Source organism: Christensenella sp., from assembly GCF_034927525.1.
GTDB lineage: Bacteria > Bacillota > Clostridia > Christensenellales > Christensenellaceae > Christensenella.
In genome coordinates this window covers 1-18,831 of sequence record NZ_JAYFPU010000009.1, presented here as the reverse complement: position 1 = coordinate 18,831, position 18,831 = coordinate 1, and the positions used below count along the sequence as shown (strand labels likewise).

The 18,831-nt window shown below is 53.2% G+C and carries 22 protein-coding genes; all 22 read right to left on the bottom strand.

All coding sequences use genetic code 11. The features are described 5' to 3' along the window. Position 1: 1 nt before the first annotated feature. Positions 2-1,057 carry a class II fructose-bisphosphate aldolase gene (locus VB081_RS00265; RefSeq protein ID WP_323398863.1) on the bottom strand — a complete coding sequence of 352 codons (1,056 nt, stop codon included), beginning with the start codon at positions 1,055-1,057 and terminating at the stop codon, positions 2-4. Positions 1,058-1,062: 5 nt separating this feature from the next. After that, positions 1,063-2,106, bottom strand: a complete 1,044-nt coding sequence (locus VB081_RS00260) for an NAD(P)-dependent oxidoreductase (protein ID WP_323398862.1) — start codon at positions 2,104-2,106, stop codon at positions 1,063-1,065. A gap of 42 nt (positions 2,107-2,148) precedes the next feature. Then, positions 2,149-3,210 carry an alcohol dehydrogenase catalytic domain-containing protein gene (locus VB081_RS00255; RefSeq protein WP_323398861.1) on the bottom strand — a complete coding sequence of 354 codons (1,062 nt, stop codon included), beginning with the start codon at positions 3,208-3,210 and terminating at the stop codon, positions 2,149-2,151. 4 nt (positions 3,211-3,214) lie between these two features. After that, the gene (locus VB081_RS00250) at positions 3,215-3,925 is read right to left on the bottom strand and encodes a GntR family transcriptional regulator (protein ID WP_323398860.1); all 711 of its coding nucleotides are present in this window, start codon (positions 3,923-3,925) and stop codon (positions 3,215-3,217) included. 47 nt (positions 3,926-3,972) lie between these two features. Further along, positions 3,973-4,692: a hypothetical protein gene (locus tag VB081_RS00245; protein ID WP_323398859.1), complete on the bottom strand. Its 720-nt coding sequence runs from the start codon at positions 4,690-4,692 to the stop codon at positions 3,973-3,975. Between the two features lie 50 nt (positions 4,693-4,742). Next, positions 4,743-5,018 carry a BMC domain-containing protein gene (locus tag VB081_RS00240; protein WP_323398858.1) on the bottom strand — a complete coding sequence of 92 codons (276 nt, stop codon included), beginning with the start codon at positions 5,016-5,018 and terminating at the stop codon, positions 4,743-4,745. Positions 5,019-5,128: 110 nt separating this feature from the next. After that, entirely contained in the window at positions 5,129-5,419 is a 291-nt protein-coding gene (locus VB081_RS00235; protein ID WP_323398857.1) for a EutN/CcmL family microcompartment protein, read from the bottom strand. A gap of 13 nt (positions 5,420-5,432) precedes the next feature. Next, the gene (locus VB081_RS00230; protein WP_323398856.1) at positions 5,433-5,699 is read right to left on the bottom strand and encodes a EutN/CcmL family microcompartment protein; all 267 of its coding nucleotides are present in this window, start codon (positions 5,697-5,699) and stop codon (positions 5,433-5,435) included. A 3-nt stretch (positions 5,700-5,702) separates the two neighbouring features. Next, a complete protein-coding gene (locus tag VB081_RS00225) occupies positions 5,703-5,981 on the bottom strand; it encodes a BMC domain-containing protein (protein ID WP_323398855.1) in 279 nt (92 codons plus the stop codon). Positions 5,982-6,115: 134 nt separating this feature from the next. Then, on the bottom strand, positions 6,116-6,661 hold the full coding sequence (locus VB081_RS00220) for a BMC domain-containing protein (protein ID WP_323398854.1): 546 nt from the start codon (positions 6,659-6,661) through the stop codon (positions 6,116-6,118). Positions 6,662-6,682: 21 nt separating this feature from the next. Continuing rightward, complete coding sequence (locus VB081_RS00215; RefSeq protein ID WP_323398853.1) at positions 6,683-7,999, bottom strand: 4Fe-4S dicluster domain-containing protein; 1,317 nt, start codon at positions 7,997-7,999, stop codon at positions 6,683-6,685. 12 nt (positions 8,000-8,011) lie between these two features. Continuing rightward, positions 8,012-9,403 carry an aldehyde dehydrogenase family protein gene (locus tag VB081_RS00210; protein ID WP_323398852.1) on the bottom strand — a complete coding sequence of 464 codons (1,392 nt, stop codon included), beginning with the start codon at positions 9,401-9,403 and terminating at the stop codon, positions 8,012-8,014. 29 nt (positions 9,404-9,432) lie between these two features. Then, positions 9,433-9,744, bottom strand: a complete 312-nt coding sequence (locus VB081_RS00205) for a EutN/CcmL family microcompartment protein (protein ID WP_323398851.1) — start codon at positions 9,742-9,744, stop codon at positions 9,433-9,435. Between the two features lie 2 nt (positions 9,745-9,746). Continuing rightward, positions 9,747-10,055 (bottom strand): EutN/CcmL family microcompartment protein, encoded by a 309-nt coding sequence (locus VB081_RS00200; RefSeq protein WP_323398850.1) that lies wholly within the window; start codon positions 10,053-10,055, stop codon positions 9,747-9,749. A gap of 4 nt (positions 10,056-10,059) precedes the next feature. Beyond that, the gene (locus tag VB081_RS00195) at positions 10,060-10,755 is read right to left on the bottom strand and encodes a hypothetical protein (RefSeq protein ID WP_323398849.1); all 696 of its coding nucleotides are present in this window, start codon (positions 10,753-10,755) and stop codon (positions 10,060-10,062) included. Positions 10,756-10,764: 9 nt separating this feature from the next. Then, on the bottom strand, positions 10,765-11,388 hold the full coding sequence (gene pduL, locus VB081_RS00190) for a phosphate propanoyltransferase (RefSeq protein WP_323398848.1): 624 nt from the start codon (positions 11,386-11,388) through the stop codon (positions 10,765-10,767). Positions 11,389-11,565: 177 nt separating this feature from the next. Beyond that, positions 11,566-12,396 carry an HAD-IC family P-type ATPase gene (locus VB081_RS00185; RefSeq protein WP_323398864.1) on the bottom strand — a complete coding sequence of 277 codons (831 nt, stop codon included), beginning with the start codon at positions 12,394-12,396 and terminating at the stop codon, positions 11,566-11,568. Positions 12,397-12,505: 109 nt separating this feature from the next. Beyond that, positions 12,506-14,128, bottom strand: coding sequence for a putative polysaccharide biosynthesis protein (locus VB081_RS00180; protein ID WP_323398847.1), 1,623 nt, complete (start codon positions 14,126-14,128; stop codon positions 12,506-12,508). A gap of 122 nt (positions 14,129-14,250) precedes the next feature. Then, positions 14,251-16,578 carry a pectate lyase-like adhesive domain-containing protein gene (locus VB081_RS00175; RefSeq protein ID WP_323398846.1) on the bottom strand — a complete coding sequence of 776 codons (2,328 nt, stop codon included), beginning with the start codon at positions 16,576-16,578 and terminating at the stop codon, positions 14,251-14,253. Positions 16,579-16,585: 7 nt separating this feature from the next. Further along, positions 16,586-17,680 carry a DUF916 and DUF3324 domain-containing protein gene (locus tag VB081_RS00170; protein WP_323398845.1) on the bottom strand — a complete coding sequence of 365 codons (1,095 nt, stop codon included), beginning with the start codon at positions 17,678-17,680 and terminating at the stop codon, positions 16,586-16,588. A gap of 68 nt (positions 17,681-17,748) precedes the next feature. Continuing rightward, entirely contained in the window at positions 17,749-18,330 is a 582-nt protein-coding gene (locus VB081_RS00165; protein WP_323398844.1) for a WxL domain-containing protein, read from the bottom strand. Between the two features lie 197 nt (positions 18,331-18,527). Next, positions 18,528-18,831: linear amide C-N hydrolase (locus VB081_RS00160; protein WP_323398843.1), on the bottom strand; the 304-nt coding region annotated here is incomplete at its 5' end.

Below are 18,831 nucleotides of genomic sequence, written 5' to 3'. Positions count from 1 at the left end.
CTTAAACGTTTTTGTTCCAGAATGCCCCTGTCGCACGGAAATCATTGTTTTCCGCCGGAAGGGACGGATATCTCGGGCCGGGATCCGTCACGACAGTCGAGGTCTCCGCAACAGCTGCACCCGCGCCGCCAAACGAAGCGCTCACCGGCTGTCTGTTTACCGACGGTGCCTGCAACTCCGCAAAGCAGCTGTCTCCCCTGCCGATCTTGCCCACGCTCATAAACCACCGCATGCTTTCTTCCGCCGCATCCGCAAAGCCTAAGTCGATCGCGCCGATCAAATCCGGGATATCGTAGTTGCCCGTATATTCCGGGTTGTCTTCCACATATTTGATCGCGTTTCGTTTTCCTACATGGCACATTTCCGTGTAGATACATATCTTCACGATACCCATCTCAATACTGCGCTTGATATGGTCTTCCGGGATGCCCGTACCGCCGTGCAGCGTCAGGTAGCAATTCTTTGCCATCAGCGCATAGCGTATCTCCTCCAAGCGCTTGAAATCAAGGCTGGGCGTTCCCTTATAGAACCCATGCGCATTCCCGATCGCCACCGCGAGGATATCCACGCCTGTTTTTTCCACAAACTCCCTTGCCATCGCCGGGTCTGTCATCGATTCGGAAACGCTCGCAAACGAGCTTCCGAGCGCACCCAGCTCGCCTTCCACGGCACAGCCGTATTTATGGCCGATCTCCACCGCGATACGCGTGTTCGCTACATTTTCCTCAAACGGGAACTTAGAGCCGTCGTACATGACAGACGTAAAGCCCGCCTTGCATGCGCGCTCGAACTGTTCCAGATCAAGCCCGTGGCTTAAATGGATGCCCACCGGTACGTCTGCGTCGCGTGCCGCGCGTGCCGTCACATTGACGTAATCTTCAAAATTTACATATTTTTCGATCACGCCCGGGACGACCATCAAAATCGGCGATCGCAGCTCCTGCGCGCGCTTCACGAGCGCCGCCGGCTGATCGAGCCCGTTGATGTTGAACGCGCCTACCGCGTATTTCAGTTCTTCGCAATCTTTTAAGATATCTAATGTCTTTACAAGAGGCATTTTGTTCACCTTCCCATCTTATCGAACGCTTCGGGGTTGACGACCGGCTTTGGCCTGCCGCCGCCAAAATACAGCATCAGGTCGTTCACCAGCATGACGGACTGCAGATAGATCACGTCGCGGCCGGAGCCTGCGATGTGCGGTGTCAGCACCACGTTGTCGTAATCGAAATATTCATCATTGCTCTTGATCGGTTCCTGATGGAACACATCAAGGGCCAATCCGCCGAGCTTGCCCGAACGCAGCGCGCAGCGCAGTGCGTTTTCGTCCATCAACCCTGCGCGTGCATTGTTTATGATATACACGCCGTCCTTCATCATCGCAAACTGCTTGTCTGCGATCATGCCCTTGTTGTCGTCCGTGATCTTTGCATGAAACGATATGATGTCGGAGGACTGAAGCAGCTGCTCGAGTTCCGCCTTTTGCGCGCCGCCCTGCTCGATGCGCGCCGCGTCCTGATAGGGATCGTATACGATGACCTTCATGCCAAAGCTTTGTGCGCGCTTTGCCACCTCGCGGCCTACCGTACCAAAACCGATCAAGCCGATGGTCTTGCCCTGCATTTCAATGCCCTTACGCGCCTGCCACGGCCCTTCGGGGGTCATGTCCCAGATCACGTCCTTGTCGCTGCCGTAGTCCATATCCGGCGCCGCGAACACGCCTCTGCGCAGCTCCCTGTCCGAACGTGCGATCTTTCTGGTGACAGCAAGGATCTGCCCCATCGTAAAGTCCGCCACCGGGATCGCCTCCCGTCCGAACGTATAAAACACCGGGATGCCGCGTTCTGTCGCATAATCCACATCGATGTTTGCCCGCGGGCCCCCGCGGATCGACGAGATCGCCTTTAAATTCGTCTTTTCCAGCACCCTGCGCGTTACTTCCTCATAACCGACAACGAGCACGTCGGCATTTCCAATTTGTTGAATCAGCTGATCCCCCGTCAGGATGTGATCTTCAAAGCCCCAGCCGCCCGTACGCACCGTGTGTCCTGCAACTTTGAGCATTTCAATTCCGTCCTGGCTAAAATCAGCGCAAATGTATATCTCCAAATGGCTCGCCTCCAAACTTATACTGTAATTCTGTTGTTTTGATTAATCTTCGGGGTATAAAATGACCTTGATCGCTTCTTTCGAGCGCAGCAAACCGAGCGCCTGTTCAAATTGTGAAATTTTCAATTTATGTGTGATTGCTGTATTAAGTGTGAACTTTCCGGCCACGACCAGGTTCATCACGTTTCGCCATGATATCCAGTCGTATCCAAAATGTCCTTTCAATTGAATGGCGCGTCCGACGATATCGTCAAGGGAAAAACCGAGCGGCTTTTCGTCATAACCGATCTTGATGATCACGCCGGCTGTGCGCACCATTTCGATCGCCTGCTTCAAAACCACGGCAACGCCCGCACAGTCGACGACTGTAGAAACGCCTTCCCCATTCGTGATCCGTTTTACCTCCGCGACCGCATCCACCTTATCAGAGGTGACGATGTCTGTCGCGCCATGCTGCTTTGCAAGCTCGAAGCGTTCTGCATCCTGCGAAAGCCCGATCACAATGATCTTGGCAGCGCCAGCCGCACGCGCGGCCTGTATGGAAAACTGCCCCAGCGCGCCTACGCCGAACACCGCGACATATTCGCCGGGCATCACCTTTGCTTCCTGCACCACCGCCATATAAGCGTTGCACGCAGGGTCGAGGACTGCCGCTTCCTCAAACGAGATGCACTCAGGCAGCCTCATCAGGGAATTGGGAAACCTCTTGAGCGTCTCTCCATATATCTTGCAATATTTGGCAAACCCTCCGTCAAGGCCGTAGCCAAGCCCCAAACGTTCGGGGCAGGACAGGTAGTCCGCCGTGGAGCACGCATAGCATTCGCCGCACACCTTGCCGGTGTTGTCCGAAACCACGCGATCTCCTATTTTCCATCTTGTAACATTCTTTCCGACCTTAGCCACAACGCCCGAGAACTCATGTCCCAGTATGACGGGCGGGAACAGGATATCGGCATGGTGCCCCTGCGCAAACGCAAGGTCTGACCCACACAATCCCGCGGCCTTGATTTCCAGTAAAACATCGTCGTCCCCGATCTCAGGGACAGGTACGTCTCGCAATTCGATCCCGTCTTTTCCCTGCTGATATTTTACAACCGCTTTCAAAATTCTACCTCCATCTATGAATCAGGAATTTGAAGCTGTCGACCCGTAAATATTCATTGGAGTAGATAAGCGGTGTTCCATATGCGTCGTTGACCATCATTTTGAACTTCAGCAGCACATCGCCTTCGTTTAGCTCAAGCATTTTGGCAATGTCCCCTTCCGCCTTGATGGGCACGATCTCCGCGATACAAAGACCCATTTCAATGTTAGCCTGGTTCTCAATGAACTTGTACAAAGAAACGTTTTCGTCCGTGACGGATAAGAAATCCTCCACCAGCCGCGGCGCTAAGTAATCTTCCGAAAACACCACCGGGCGGCCATCCGCCGTACGGATACGCGCGCACATGACGAGCGTCGTTCCTTCGTTGACATTGAGCTTGTCCGCGATCTCGCCTTCTGCGCGCACCAATTCCTTTTTGAAGGACTGCACACCCGCGGCATAACCGCTCAGCTCGATCATCTCTGTGACACTCAGGTTATTATTCAGCGTATCTGCGATCTGATCCATGTTGCAGGAAACAAATGTCCCCTTGCCCTGCACGGAATACACGACACCCTCGTTTTTTAACGCATTGATCGCCTCACGCAGTGTCAGGCGGCTCACGCCAAGCAGCTCGGAAAGCTGGTTTTCGGAAGGAAGCTTGTCCCCCACCTTGAGTTTGTTCGCCTTGATATATTTGAATAATTTGTTTTTTGTGTCAACATACGCCAACATTACATTTTCTCCATTTCAGTTTTTTACTGAGCCGGCTCTGTTCCGATTCATGTCACATAACTCGACATAACCCTCGTCGTATTCTGCGGTAATGCAGTAATACCGCCGCCCACTACAGCCACATCCGCCTTGCCCGCGCAGGCTGACGTCACATCTGCGATCGCCTGCGGATCGGCCTTTGTACCACTCATTACAAATGATAATACAATATGCCTGATTCCGCAATCACAAATCATTTTTACAGCCTCTGCAAGCGCCTGTTTTTGCACCACGCCCATTTCCACCAAAGCCTTCACACATACGTCCTGCGTTGCCGCCGCCGTGATCATTGCCGTTTGCAGATCATTGCGCGCGTCACTTATGCGGTCAGCGCCCACCATATCCATATTGACAGGGATCGTGATCTCGTTCGCACCGTTCTTGACCGCCTCATTGACCTCCGCATATTTTGCGTAAGTCGAGGTCGCCCCGCCCGGCAGACTGATGATCGTATCGACCTTCACTCCTGCGCCAAGCTTTTCTGCCGCCACATTCACAAACCACTGTGGCACGCACAGCGCCGCATATCCTTTGCTTTTTGCCGTAGTGCACGCTTCGTCAATATCGCGTACGCTTGCGCCCGGATCCATCTTCACAAGCTCGTATGCGCTTGCAGAAGCGCTTTGTCCCTGCGCCGGCGCTGATGGTGCGGTTCCCTGCATTGCGGAAAGGTTTCTATATACTTCTTCGGTAATCTTCTTGATGATGTCTTCCATTTCCAACTTCAATCACTCGCTTTCCGTAAAACTTTTTAAGTCCTATCGTGACCGATAAGGAATTATTTTGCCGGCAGGATCTTTTCCACATCGTCATGCGGACGCGGAATGATATGCATACCGAACAATTCACCCACACGCTTTGCTGCCGAAGCGCCCGCTTCCACAGCCGCGCGTACCGCGCCTACATCGCCACGAACAATGACCGTGACAAGGCCGGAGCCGATCTGTTCTTTGCCTGTCAGTTCCACATTAGCCGCCTTGACCATCGCATCCGCCGCTTCGATCGCGCCGATCAGACCTTTGGTCTCAACCATTCCCAGAGCCTGTTTTTCCATTTCCGTACCCTCCATATTGTCTAATGATAGTTATATGATGTATTATATTTGTATAATATCATCTGATGACTTTGGTGTCAATACTTTTCTAACGATTTTTGCTGATAAAATCATGTCGTTTTAACCGTTCGTTTGTCTATGGTAATACTGTCGATAACGCCGCACACCGTCAGGTCTCCGATCATCGTTTCGTCACCCAGCATCAGCTTTGCCGCATCCCCTTCTGCGTTCACAAGCACGATATCGCCCGCGCCGGCTCCCGCCGCGTCAAAAGCGATGATACGCGCTCCTTTTTTTTGCAGTTTATCGTCAAGCCACTCGATGATAACCAGCTTTTTAGCTATAAACGATTCATCCTTTACCGTAGAAACGACATTTCCCACCACTCTGGCGATCTTCATGCCCTATCCTCCGTTACAGTATCTCGTTATACGCATCGATAAATCCACAAATGGATGCGTCAGCGGGTGTGTTCTCCTTACGCAGCAGCAGTCCGGCCTCTTTGGATTCCATGATGAACACATAGTCTCCCATGCCTGCCTGCTTGGTTGCGTCCGCCGCAACGATCGCTTCTGCCGGTACGCCGTCGTTTAGGATCTGTACAACGAGCAGCTTGATCCCGGTCAGGTTTTCATTTTTGACAGTGGAAACCACATTGCCGACGACCTTTCCCGTGCGCATCGCCTATTCCGCCGACGGCAGGATCGTTTCCGTGTCATTGTGCGGACGCGGGATCACATGTACGACGTACAGTTCGCCTACGCGCTTTGCAGCGGCAGCGCCTGCGTCGACTGCGGCCTTTACCGCGCCTACATCGCCACGTACCATAACGGTAACAAGGCCGCTGCCGATACGTTCTTTGCCCACCAGCTGCACGTTAGCCGCTTTTACCATTGCGTCCGCCGCCTCTATCGAGCCGATCAGGCCTTTTGTTTCTACCATTCCCAAAGCTTCTTTTTCCATTTTTGTTGCTCCTTTCTGTGTGCGGATGTCGCCGCTCTCCTTATGGACAGGGGCAGCCGCCCCTCCCTGCGCCTTTTTTACACCGGCACCGGTGTTCGATGGCCCCTTTTGTACCGCTCTTCCTTTTTGCTTGCTCATAAGATTGAACCTATCAGGTCACGATGCGGGGAAGGGATCACAACGCACTGCGAAAGCAGCCCCTGCGTTTCCTCCAGCGCTCCTGCCGCCGCGACAGCGGATTGTGCCGCCGCCACGTCGCCCGTCAGCACCACGAAGGATTTCCCTCCGAGACCCCTGCCGAGCCGTACCTCGATCAAATCTATGTTTGCGGTCTTTACCGCCGTATCCGCAGCGACCACCGCCGCGCACAGCGAAAATGTTTCAATGATACCTACCGCATCCACCTTACCGATCTCGCTCGCCGCCCCCACCGCGCACAACACCTGTTCGTGTACATTGGGGATCACAAGACTGTCCACCAGCTTGTCCGCTGCGTTCTCAATACCCGCCTGCACAGACGAGCGTACAGCCATCACATCCCCCGCGACGATCGCGATATATTTTCCCGCGCATACCGGCTGCGCGCTCAGCAGCCTTACGTCGGCTGTTTTGAGCATCGCGTCTGCCGATTCAATGCCCACCGGTATGTTGTTGAGTTCTATCATTCCAAGTGCATTCACTTATTTTTCCTCCCCTGTCCGCTATATTCTGATTTCAATGCAATCATCCACCGCGCTTACCTTTCCCGCTATGCTTGCATGTATCCGTGAACCGAGCGCGTTTTCCCTGATGTCCGCGATGAGGTCACCCGCCTGTACGCTGTCGCCCACCGAAACAACCGGTACGGACGGTGCGCCGATGCTCATTTTGAGCGGTATCCTGACCCGATCCACGCGCATCAATCCGTCTTCAAGCGGTGCTGGCACGTCATATTGCATAAGCCCCAGCCGCGCGATCATGCGCGAAACCGGGATACGTTTCCCAGCAATGCCCGGGTCGGGCGCAAACGGCACTTCCTTTTGCGGCTTGATCCCCTCCGCCATCATACCCGTTTTTAAGCGCTGCATGATCTTTGAGGGCGACAGCCCGAAATTGCACGCATAATAGGTACAAATGCCGCAGTCGCAGCAAGAGAATACAGAATTGGCCGAGCCAAGCAGCGAGCCCGAGCCCTGCGCAACCGCGCGCATCGCCTTGTGCGGTTGCACATTTAAACCCAACGCGCTTCTCGGGCACATCTGCGTACACATGCTGCAATTGCAGCACACCGCCTTTGCAAGGCGGATATCACGCTCTATGTTGTCCTGCTTCTTTGCGATCAGCGGATGGTCGTCCGCGACCACAAGCAGGCCGCCCGTCGTTTTTGTCACCGGCGTGCTCAGGTCTTTTGTCAGCTTGCCCATGCACGGCCCGCCGATCACCACGGTATAACCGCTCATGTCCTGCGGCGCTCCTGCCCGCTCGAGCAGCATCGATATCGGCGTACCGATCGGCACGCGCAGCGTAAGCGGCCGCTTAACCTGTGCGCCCACCGTCACCAGCTTGTCTGTCACCGGCTGCCCCCGCAAAGCGTTCGCGATATTGACAATCGTGCTTACATTACAAACGACCGCACCCACGTCAAGCGGCAGACCGCCTGTAGGGATGACCTTACCCGTTACCTCAAACACCATTTGCTGTTCGTCTCCGGCGGGGTAATAACTTTTAAACAGCTTCACTTCTACGCCGCCTGCACTTTGCGCCGCATTACATAGCGCCTGTACCGCTTCATGATAATGTTCCTTTAAACAGATGACCGCTTTTTTTGCGCCCACCTGTTCTTTCACCGCCACGATTCCCGCAACCACATCCTGCGCATATTTTGCCATCAGTTGCTGGTCTACGCGCAGCAGCGGCTCACATTCCGCGCCATTGCCGATCACGTATTCCGCCTGGCATCCGATCTTCACATGTGTGGGGAATCCCGCGCCGCCCGCGCCGATGACCCCCGCTTCCCTTACGCTGTCAATCAAACTCATACCCATACCTCGTCAAATAATCCTCAGGTCTCCCTGTAATACGCATCTTCTTGTACGCGTAAACGTCCGCGCGCTCGTTTGTCCTTCGCCGGTAGGCGTTGCGATCGTCATCGTCGCAAACCCTTCCCCGCCAAAGCCGTTGCCCGCGTAAGACGGCCCGTTTTTCACAAAAATCGTTGTATTGAGCGCCGCCGCCGCGATCGAAAGATGCCGTACGTTCATAGAATGGATGACCGCCGAATGCTTGCAGTTTTTCTCTGCCAGCAGCGCGCTTGCAACAGCGTCGTTGATGTCGCGCACTCTGGCAATCCCCAAAACAGGCATCAGCATCTCCGTCATAATAAACGGGTGCGTGCGCTCTACCTCCGCAATGATGATGCGCGGCTCGCCCGTGAAAGCCACACCTGCATCACGCAGGATGACCGAGGCGTTCCTGCCCACATAATTACGGTTGATCACATAATTACCGTTTTTTTCGACAAGCGTTGTTTGTAACACCTTATCGATATCCGCGCCGCAGATCCTGACCGCGCCGTTTTTGCACATTTCCTCCATCAGGCGCTCCGCGATCGTCTCAAACGCAAATACCTCTTTTTCGGAAAGACACATCACATTGTTGTCAAAGCTGGCTCCGTCGATGATATCCTTTGCCGCCTTTGCAATATCCGCCGTATCGTCCACAATGGCGGGCGGGTTGCCCGGCCCTGCGGCAATCACTTTTTTGCCTGTTTTCATAGCAACGGCTACGACGGCCTCGCCGCCCGTCACAGAAAGCAGCGGCACATCCCTGTGCTCCATCATCTTCTGACCGCTCTGCATCGTCGGTTCCTTTACCGTCGTAACCAGCGTTGGCGGCCCTCCGGCCGAAACGATCGCTTCATTCACGATGCGCATCGCCTCCTGCGAGCATTTCTTTGCCGCCGGATGCGGATTGAATACGACCGCGTTTCCCGCGGAGATCATGCTGATCGCGTTGTTGATGACCGTGCTTGTAGGGTTTGTCGACGGAATGATGGAACCGATCACGCCGAACGGCGCGTGCTCAAAAAGCGTCAGACCGTCGTCGCCTGAAAGCGCACGTGTCTCGATATCCTCTATACCCGGCGTCCCCTCCGAAACCAGTACGTTCTTGAACGCCTTCTGGTCGGCGTGGCCATATCCCGTTTCCTCATGCGCCATCGTACCTAAGTATTCCGCATGCTTTACGCCTGCCAGACGGATCGCTTCTATCATACGCCTGCGCTCCTTGAGCGTCATTTGCGTGAGTTCCCGCTGCGCCTGTACCGCATTCTGTACCGCTTCGTCCATATCGTCGCACAGCCATTGCGCACTGCCTGCCGTCGTTCTTTGCAGCAAGCCGCTTACCGTGCTAGCGATCATTTCCCTCAATTGCTCGTCCGTCATTTGCATCCCTTCGCTCCCCCGCTGCCTGTTTATTTCTTCCCGCTGCCGGACGCCTTGTCAAACATTCGCCCGCCGCCGATATCCACACTGTCGATGATGGCCACGATGGTGCAGTCCGTAGGCTTATCGGACATCGTATCCGTCATACGCGCGCTGCTTCCACCCACCAGCATCACGACTTCGCCTTCTCCCGCACCTACCGTGTCAAGGCTCGCTACCGCGCGCCCGCTTTCTTCAAAGGTCAGCACATCGAGGGGCTGTACGATCAGAATCTTGATGCCATCCAGGCGCTGTGCTTTTTTGGTGCTGACGACCTGCCCTTTCACGATCCCAAGCTGCATCTTTACACACCCCCTTCACTAAATTTCTTATAAATGACTTTCCCGTTTTCCTCGATCGAATCGAGCACTGCCACGACCGTGTAGTCGATGGGATAGTTTTCCAGTCCGTCCACCTTGCGCGAGCTGCTGCCCCGGCAGCACATCACCACTTCGCCGTCTCCCGCATCCACTGCGTCCACAACGACCTCGATCTCTCCCGTATCCGTAAGGGTGTCCGGATCAAGTCCTCCCACGACGAGCAGCTTAAGCCCGTTTAAGTATTCACTTTTTGTACTGCTGACCACAGTACCCCGGACTTTTCCTATCAGCATTGTCTTACTCCCATGCCGTTTCTCTCAGTATAATGCCCGTTTCCTTAAGCGCCTCGCGCCCAAGCGGTGTAATGATCGCGTTTTTTGTACAGCATACGCATTCTTCTCCCGCCCTGTGCGCATCCAGCACGTCACGTTCCGTCAGCAGGGAAAAGGTTTTCTCCGCTTTGATCTCTTTGCAGCGGTATTCCAGTATGTCGATATCCATCGCCCGCAGCGCGTCCACCGTATCTACAATCTTTTCAAAAAATGTATTCCTTGCAAAGCGCGGCGGAACAAAATCCAGTACGACGCTCATGTGCACACCCCACAGCAACGCGCGCAGCAGTGCCCGCGTAACGGGCGTTCTGTCATCGCCTTTTGCAAGCCGATCCATCAGGGCGATACCCGGCGCGACCAGCGCGACCTTCTCCGCCTTTTCTAGTCTTTTAAAAAGTTGTTCATCCTGTTCGTTTATTTTGATTGGGGATATTCCCGCCCCTGAAAAATCCGCTTCATGGAGGAGTAGACAATCGATACCGTTTCCATAGGTTTTTATCAGGAGTTCTCTGCACTTCTCAGGAGCGGGGACATAACCTGTCATAATGGCGACCGTAGTGCCGTCTTCGTTTTGTATGCCGGACAAACGTCTATCATCCGCCTGTATGCTTTGCATTACCTTCTTTACGATCGCAGTAATATCGATACTGTTACTATCCATTCTACCCGCCTATCTGACGATCTCGAGCAGGTCGCCGTTCACGATCATGCCCGCGTTCGCTTCGTCCGTATCGATATGCAGCTCCAGTTCAAAATCATCCTGTACGCGCACCGCCACATTATCCATGCGCATGGCGCGCTGCCCATGCCGCTCAAGGCACACCACATCGCGGTCGCAAATGCCAAGCATATGTGCCTGCGATGTGCTGGCGTGAATGTGCCGTGCCGCGACGATCACGCCGCCCGCAAGCTCTACTTCGCCAGCCGGCCCGATAAGCCTTGCCCCCGGCGTACCCGCAAGCTCACCGGACATTCTGATCACAGGCTCCACTCCCGTCTTAAAGCAATCTGTGAGCGACAGCTCCACTTGTGTCTGTGCGCGCAGCGGCCCCAGTACGCGTATCTTTTCGATGCTTCCCTTTTTTCCGATCAGAATAAGCGTTTCGTGGCAGGCATACTGTCCGTGCTGCAGAAGGGGCTTGCTTTGCGCAAGCACATATCCTCTGCCAAAAAGCGTTTGCACATCTTTTTCACTCAAATGGATGTGACGGTTAGAAACCGCGGCAGGTACATAAAACCGCCCGCACAGTCTTGCGGCTGCGCTGATCGCAGAAATACGGATTTGCGTTTTCATTTGGGCAGCATCCATTATCATCCAACCTCTGTTTGTTATTGTAAGCTTTCTAGTTTAAGTTATCTGATGACTTTAGCTAGATGTTAAACCATAGCTTTTATTTTGTCAATAGATTTTCAAAAATTTATACAAAAAAACGCGTACTTTTCGATACGCGTTTTTCAATCGTTTTTTTCTTCACTTATCCTTTAAGCGCAGTGTTAAAGCATTCAGCGCAACCACGACCGTACTGACGGACATCAGCGCCGCCCCTACCGCCGGATCGAGCAGTATGCCGATTGGCGCCAGCACGCCCGCTGCAAGCGGAATAGCCACGATATTGTACCCCGCGCCCCACCACAGGTTTTGTACCATCTTCCTGCTTGTTCTTCTGGCGGGCGTCAAAAATTTCAGGATGTCGGCCGGATCGCTGCGCACCAGTACCACATCGGCAGAATCGATCGCCACGTCCGTCCCTGCGCCGATCGCAATGCCGATATCCGCCCGCGCAAGGCTGGGTGCGTCATTGATGCCGTCGCCCACCATCATAACGACCTTGCCCTGCTCCTCATATTGACGGATGATTTTTTCCTTATCGTCCGGCAGCAGCGCAGCGTGTACATCCGCAATCCCCAGTTGACGCGCGACCGAGCGTGCCGCGGCCTCGTTGTCGCCCGTCAGCATGACAGGAACCACGCCCTGCTTTTTCAGCGCCTCCACCATTGTTTTGGCATTCTTCTTGATGCGGTCGCCCTGCGCGACCATGCCTACCGCTTTTTCGTTTTCCAGCAAAAAGCTTATAGAATTTCCTTCCTCCGACAACGCACGAAACGCTTCAACATCGTACGCTACCCCCTGTTTATCCAGATACGCCGCATTGACGACCTCTATTTCATTGCCTTCATATTTGCCTGCAAGCCCCACGCCCGCGATAGTCCTGACCCCTTCCACAGAAGGGACGGCAATGCCGCGTGCCTCAGCCTCGCGCAGTATACCCGCCGCGAGCGGATGGTTCGTGTTCCATACTATTTCTCCTTTTTTGATATTTGTATAGTAATACCCATTTCCTGCTCATATCACACCAATACATGGCAATAAAAAAAGCGCATTTTCATGCGCCTTCTCATTGACCGTTCTTCTATCTCCACACATGTATTTTTTTCAACACCTGTACGATCTTCTTTCCTCCGCGTATTTGCAGCATCTCACGTTCGTTGACCGCCTTTACAAGCACCAGCATAAAGAAGTAAACGACCAGACCCACGAGCACGCACGCGATCACACCGACAGCATTGGAATACGGCGCAATAAGCGAATACACAAGATACGCGATAGACGCCATCACCGCCGTAGCCGCGATGGGCTTGAGCAGGTGCTCTCCCCATTTGATGCGCACACCCGTATATTTGCGCACGAACAAATAGTTCATAACCGCGGCAATCACATAACACATCACCGTACCGATGACCGCGCCGTAAATATTGATCTGTGGGATGCTCATCAAAAACAAGCTCAGCCCGATTTTGACGCCCGCGCCCACCGCGAGGGCAATGGGCGGCAGGTTTTGCTTGCCGATCCCCTGCAAAACGCCTGTCATGGTCTGCATGAAGGGCAGGAACACCGCGACAGAGCACATTGTCATCAAAAGCCCCGTTGCAAGCTGATGCTGCGCCGGGGTAGAACCCGGATATAAAAACGAAAAGATCGGTGACGCGAATACAAAAAACGCGACCGTCACGGGTATGCCTTCCAAAAACGCAAACTTGATGCCGTGCAGCACGTTTGCCTTCACACGGTCGTTGTCCCCCAGCTTAAGCGCTTCGCTGATCGCTGGCACAACGCTCATTTGCAGCGCCTGCGATACGATCGCCGCCAAATTGATGATCGTCAGCACGCCGCCCGAAAGCGTCCCGTACATGCTGCGCACCGCAGCGCTCTCATAGCCTAAGGCAAGCATACTGCGCGGAATGATGACGGAATCTACAAAGGCGACGATAGGCATAACGAGACCTGCCACTGTGATTGGCAGCGCCAATATCAGTACTTTGCCAAGCAACGGCTTGACATCCGCCCACGAAAGCTTTATTTTGTAGGCCAGCATCATATCCTGCGTCATCTGCCTCTTTTGCTTACCGTACGCCCCCATCGTATAAAGGAGCGCGACCGCTTCAGAGACCGTGATGCCAAGCAGCGCACCTGCCGCGCCGAATTCCATACGTCCCGTCCATTTGAGCAGGAAATACGCAAAAGCAAGCCCCACGCCCACCTTGACGAATTGCTCAATGATCTGCGACAGCGCCGTCGGCTTCATGTTTTGCAGCCCCTGGAAATAGCCGCGGTACGCGCACATCACAGATACAAAGAAAAGCGCGGGCGCGAGCGCCATCAGCGAATACTGGCCGCCGGGAAGCGCCTGCAACTGCGTGATCGGCCCTGCCAGGCAGAACATGGCGACAGACGTCGCAAGCCCGACGAGGATAAGGAACATACGCGACGTTCTAAAAACCGCGTACGCGCCCTTGTAGTCTCCTGTTGTCACACGTTCGGAAACGAGCTTGGAGATCGCGATGGGAAGCCCCACCGTAGAAATGATCAGTAGTGCCGAATAGACCGGAAACGCCTGCTGGTAATAACTCATGCCCTCTAAAGAAATAAAGTCCGCGAGGACAATCCGGTAAAGCGCGCCCACGATCTTTACGATCACACCGGCCGCGCCTAATATCAATGTGCTTTTAATAAGACTTTTTGTCGTGCTTGACATAGTATACCCCTGTCATGTTTTTTCTGTTTACATATGCGACTTATTATAGCACGGAACGCGCAAAGGGGAAAGTCAAAAAAAACCGTACACTACAAGAGGTACGGTTCTTTCAAATAAAGTCTTTACGGTGCGTCAATCAGCGACCATTCTATCGTTGTGCCATAGGCGACGTTCGGCACTCCCTGCCCGCCGTCGAGCGAGACAAGTATGCCACGGTTTGCCGCCCAGCTGATATTCGTTTGGGGTGTGCTTCCCGTAACGCCGTTATAAATCGTCATAGGGACGCTCCCCAGTGCATGACTCGTTCCGCTGCCGTCCACATAGACAAGTGCACCCGGCAGCGTATACGTCGTTCCTCCATTCGTTCCCGAAAGTGGCTGCGCAATGCTTGCATCTATCCGAAAACTGCTGCCCGCTCCCCGCGTGTCTTCAACCGACATTGTCCATCCGGCGTCCTGCCGCCCGACCGTCTGTGGCAAAGCCGAAACCTGTCCGGTAAGGAACGCCAGTTCGGCGGGTACATTATAAAATCGAAGGACACTCGGCTGCGCAAGCACGCTCGTAATATGCCGTGCCTTCAGATAATTTTTATGACTCATGGCAATGACTTCCGTCCCCTGTGCAATCGGTGAATCCGGTACGTTCACGGCATATATCCCGCTGCCGTCGGCAGTGGTATTCAATGTTTGCGCGACCGAATTGTTCGTATAGCTCACCCTCACGTCCGCTGCGGATACCGCTGTACCTATGATCTGCGTATCCTGCGGATAGATGTCGTCTGTATCCAGATAATAACTTCCCATTACCATGATCGGCATATTGTAGGTATCAAAATTTGTGCTGTTAAAAGGGCTGGTGAATGGGTCGGTTCCAGAATCATAATTGGAAATAGATGCTGCCGTTACCGCAGATGTACTCATCGTTACACTAAGATTCATCACACTGGAGTCGTTCTTATTCCAAATGTTCGCGGGCATATTCGCGATGCTGTCCGTAAGCCCTGAATCCGTTGTCCACGCGTTGATCGAGCCTACCGTTCCGGAAATCGTTGCTGTTCCCTGGAATACCGAAACCACCCTCTTATAGACAGTGTTAGGGTTATATAGCTTCACCCTTGCCGGATTATTCAACTGCATCTGCGCGCCACTGGTATAAAAGCGGATCAGTCCATTCAAAGTTGTGTTTGTGCTTCTCTGCACATCCAACACAGCCCCTTCATCCACCTGCAACAACGTATTGATACCGATGGTAGGATATCCCGCACCCGCCGCAGTCTGATCGATGTACAGTGCCGCCCCCTCGTTTAGCGTCACCGACTCCACACGATGATCGTAGGACGTAAATCCATTTCTCGCTGTAACAAAAAGGGATGCACCCGTACCAATCGTCACCACCGGCTTTTGGTTTGCTGCCGCGCCCGCTCCTTCTACATAGATAAAACCATACACAGTGGTGAGCGTTGAAGTATGGCTGGCCGTCACATTCGCGCCGTCAAATACCTTCAAATACTGGTTGCTGCCGGAATTCCCACGGAACCAGAACATAGCCGTATCGCCCACCGCTTTCGAAAATGTTGTCACCCCGCCAATCTCTACCTGGGAAACCTCCCCCACCTCCTGCGGAGGATCACCGCCGTTTTGCGTTATTGTAACGGTACAATCCACATACCGTGTCAGTCCCCGCCAGTTGTATGTCATCTGCGGGCCGGTATAGGTCACATTTTCGTAGCTAAGCGTACAACTTGTATACCCATCGTACACCATAAACGGCCCGTAGTAATTCTTGCCGTTGATGTTTACATCCTTGACTGTAAGGCTAAAATCGTTTTTCACGATTCGGATCGTATTTGCAGCAGAACCGCCCGCGATATCCGTAATCGTGTAAATGGTACTCGTATCACCTTTTGGGTGTCCCACAATTGTCACAGCGGTACGCGAAGTATTGATTTGTATTCCGCCTGCCTGATAGACGATGTCTCCGTTTAGGTAAATGGTATCCACCCCTGCATAGGTACTGTAGTCGGTTAATACCGTCTTAAGATCGGCAAAATTATCGACCATCACTTCATTGGGATCAAGTCCGCTCGTCACGATCGAAAGTGGCATGATCGCCAGTTCTTCCGCAGCAGCATCAGCCTCTTCCGGCTGCAGCGCTTCGGGCTTATCCGTCGCCTCCGGTACAGTGCTCTCAGGTTCTGTCGTTGCTTCCGGCAGTTGTTCTTCCTTCTCCTGCTCGGCGGGTGTTGGGGAAGGCTGCACTTCGCTCTCCTGCGGCTGCTCCTCCGTCTGTGCGGCTTCCGGCTCGTCAGACACTGCCACAACCTGCCCTGCCGGTGGCTGTGCAGCCTCCTGCGCATAAGCCGGTATTCCTGCCATCACGAGCGCGGCGGCCAGAATAAACAATATGATTCGGTTCTTTTTGAACCTCTTTTTTCTGGTCGCCTTTCTCATACTATCGTTATTTTCTCCTTCCGGATCTTGTCATTCTCTGCCCTGCTTCTACTGTTTCTTCTTTCTTTTTCCTGCGCTTCATTGCCGCCAGCAAAAACACGATGACCAGGATAAGCACCACGAGGATCACGATCAACAGGATCACCCACCACGGGATACCCTGTGATTGCTCCACAGATTCTTTGTTGATCTCCTGCGCCGTCTGCGCACTCACTTCAAAGGGCAGTTCAAACTTCCATTCTTTATCTTCAAGTTTCATCGAAACATTGCTTACATATTTACCCGGGGCGATCTCTCCGTCCCACATCACCGCATACGGCATCACCGAATTGGGCGCCATATCGATCGTTTTTGTACTCGTTTTTACGACTGCCTGTTCGTTTTGCGAATAGACCTCGATATCGAGCTGTACATTTTTTGCGATCGCCGCTTCCGTATTCCTGATATAGTGTACGACATTGACGCGATAATTGAGAAGTTCCGGCTTCGCTTCCACTCCCACAAACGCAGGAAGCACCTCTTTGTCAGTTTCTGTCAGCTTTACACCCAGCACATAGCTATATTCATTATTGATATAAACGCCCTGCTGCGCCTGCTGTCCGCTGGGCTGTGATGTTTGTTCATCCTCTTTTACCTGTGTCAATACGATCCCGCCAAGGATCACGCCGTCATATACTTCTGCCGGCATCTCTATGCCCACAACTGCCGTCGCCGATTTCCCCGCAGGAATCGTGAGCTCCGGCGTTTTTACTTCCGCTATCTCCGAAAACGGCGTCTTTAAGGTCTCGTCCCCCACGTCAGGCGTCTTATAATCTATGATTCCGTTTGCGTTGGTCGAAGCGCTGATCGCCGCAACTTTTACTTTGATCTCTTCCGTGCTTTCGTTAAAAACCTGCACAGAAAGGGCTTGTTTTTGTTTGGCCTCCATCTGAAGATCGAAATAGGAAACGCCGCTATTTTTCTGGTTTTCCGGCAGGTTCGCACTCACAGAAAAACCTACCGCCTCGCTTTTGTCCGCGGCATATACCGTTGCCGGGATCAACGCAAGCAATAAGGCAGCAACAACCAATAAAACGGTTATCCTGATCTTTTTCTTTCCCATAAATCTCCTTCCCTTTTATCCGCGTGTCCGGATTCTATGTTCCGGACACGCACTTTTTGGTTTTCCCATCACGGAGCGTCTTCTAGTGTCCAGGATAATATCGCCGTATGCTCACCGATCTGCTGGTGCTGTACAGGTACGTTGATCGACGCATTAGGAGCCGTCCACGAAACGTTCCACGTACCGCGCCCGCTGTTCACTGCCGCCGTCGCTACTGTGTCTGCCGCACCGCTTGTCGCAAGCGTGACAGGCGTCTTTACGACAGGGGCTGTATCGCTTGTGCCCACGCCTGCTGCCGTACCGCTTGTCAGCGTGATCGTAGCGCTTCCGATGGGCGTCGTTCCTCCCGTCACGGTAAACGCGCCAAGCTGCGCTGTTACTTTCCAGCCGGCTCCGCTTCCGCGTGCATCTGCTACCTGCATGGTGCTCGGTCCTGTCGGCGTTGCGAAATCAACCGTTGTGTTATCAATGGCATGCGTCCCAAAATTGAGCGCCGGTACTGCGTTAAGCTCTAAATTCCCTGCCGTAAACTCAATCTTCGCCTCCGATGTGTCACTGTCTGCCGGAGCCGCCAAAGCAACTGCGCCAAACGCAAACACCATGACTGCGGCCAATACCGCTGATAAGAGAATCTTTCCTTTTTTCTGCATTCTTTCTGTTCCTTTCAAGTATTATATACACAATTTTTGCACTATTAACAACAAATAGCACATATAATTGCTATGTATTTAATATAAACGATAGGTTTTTTCAAGTACTCTTGTTGCAGAAATCACACACACCAAGTGTGACAAATGTGTGCAAAAAAAGAACCGCCAACAAGCGGTTCTTTTCAGTATTCTTTTCCTTACATCGGCTCAAAGACAGCGGGACGGTTCAGCTTCCCAAAGCACACCGGCTGCGAGCCACGTTCCATGCCCTGCGGCAGCTTTGCACTCAAAATCTTGCTGTTATCGTATGTTTTAAAAAAATATTCACAGGTCGCCGTGTTCATGAACGCAATATAACGGGTATAGTCGACCGTATCCCTGCTTGTGACCACTACGCCTTTGGGAATGCTCACCCCTTCCAGAATATGAAAACAAGTGATGACCGCCTCGTCCCTTCCCTCGGGGATCGGCACAAAGCTTCTCTGGTATGCCGTGCGCACA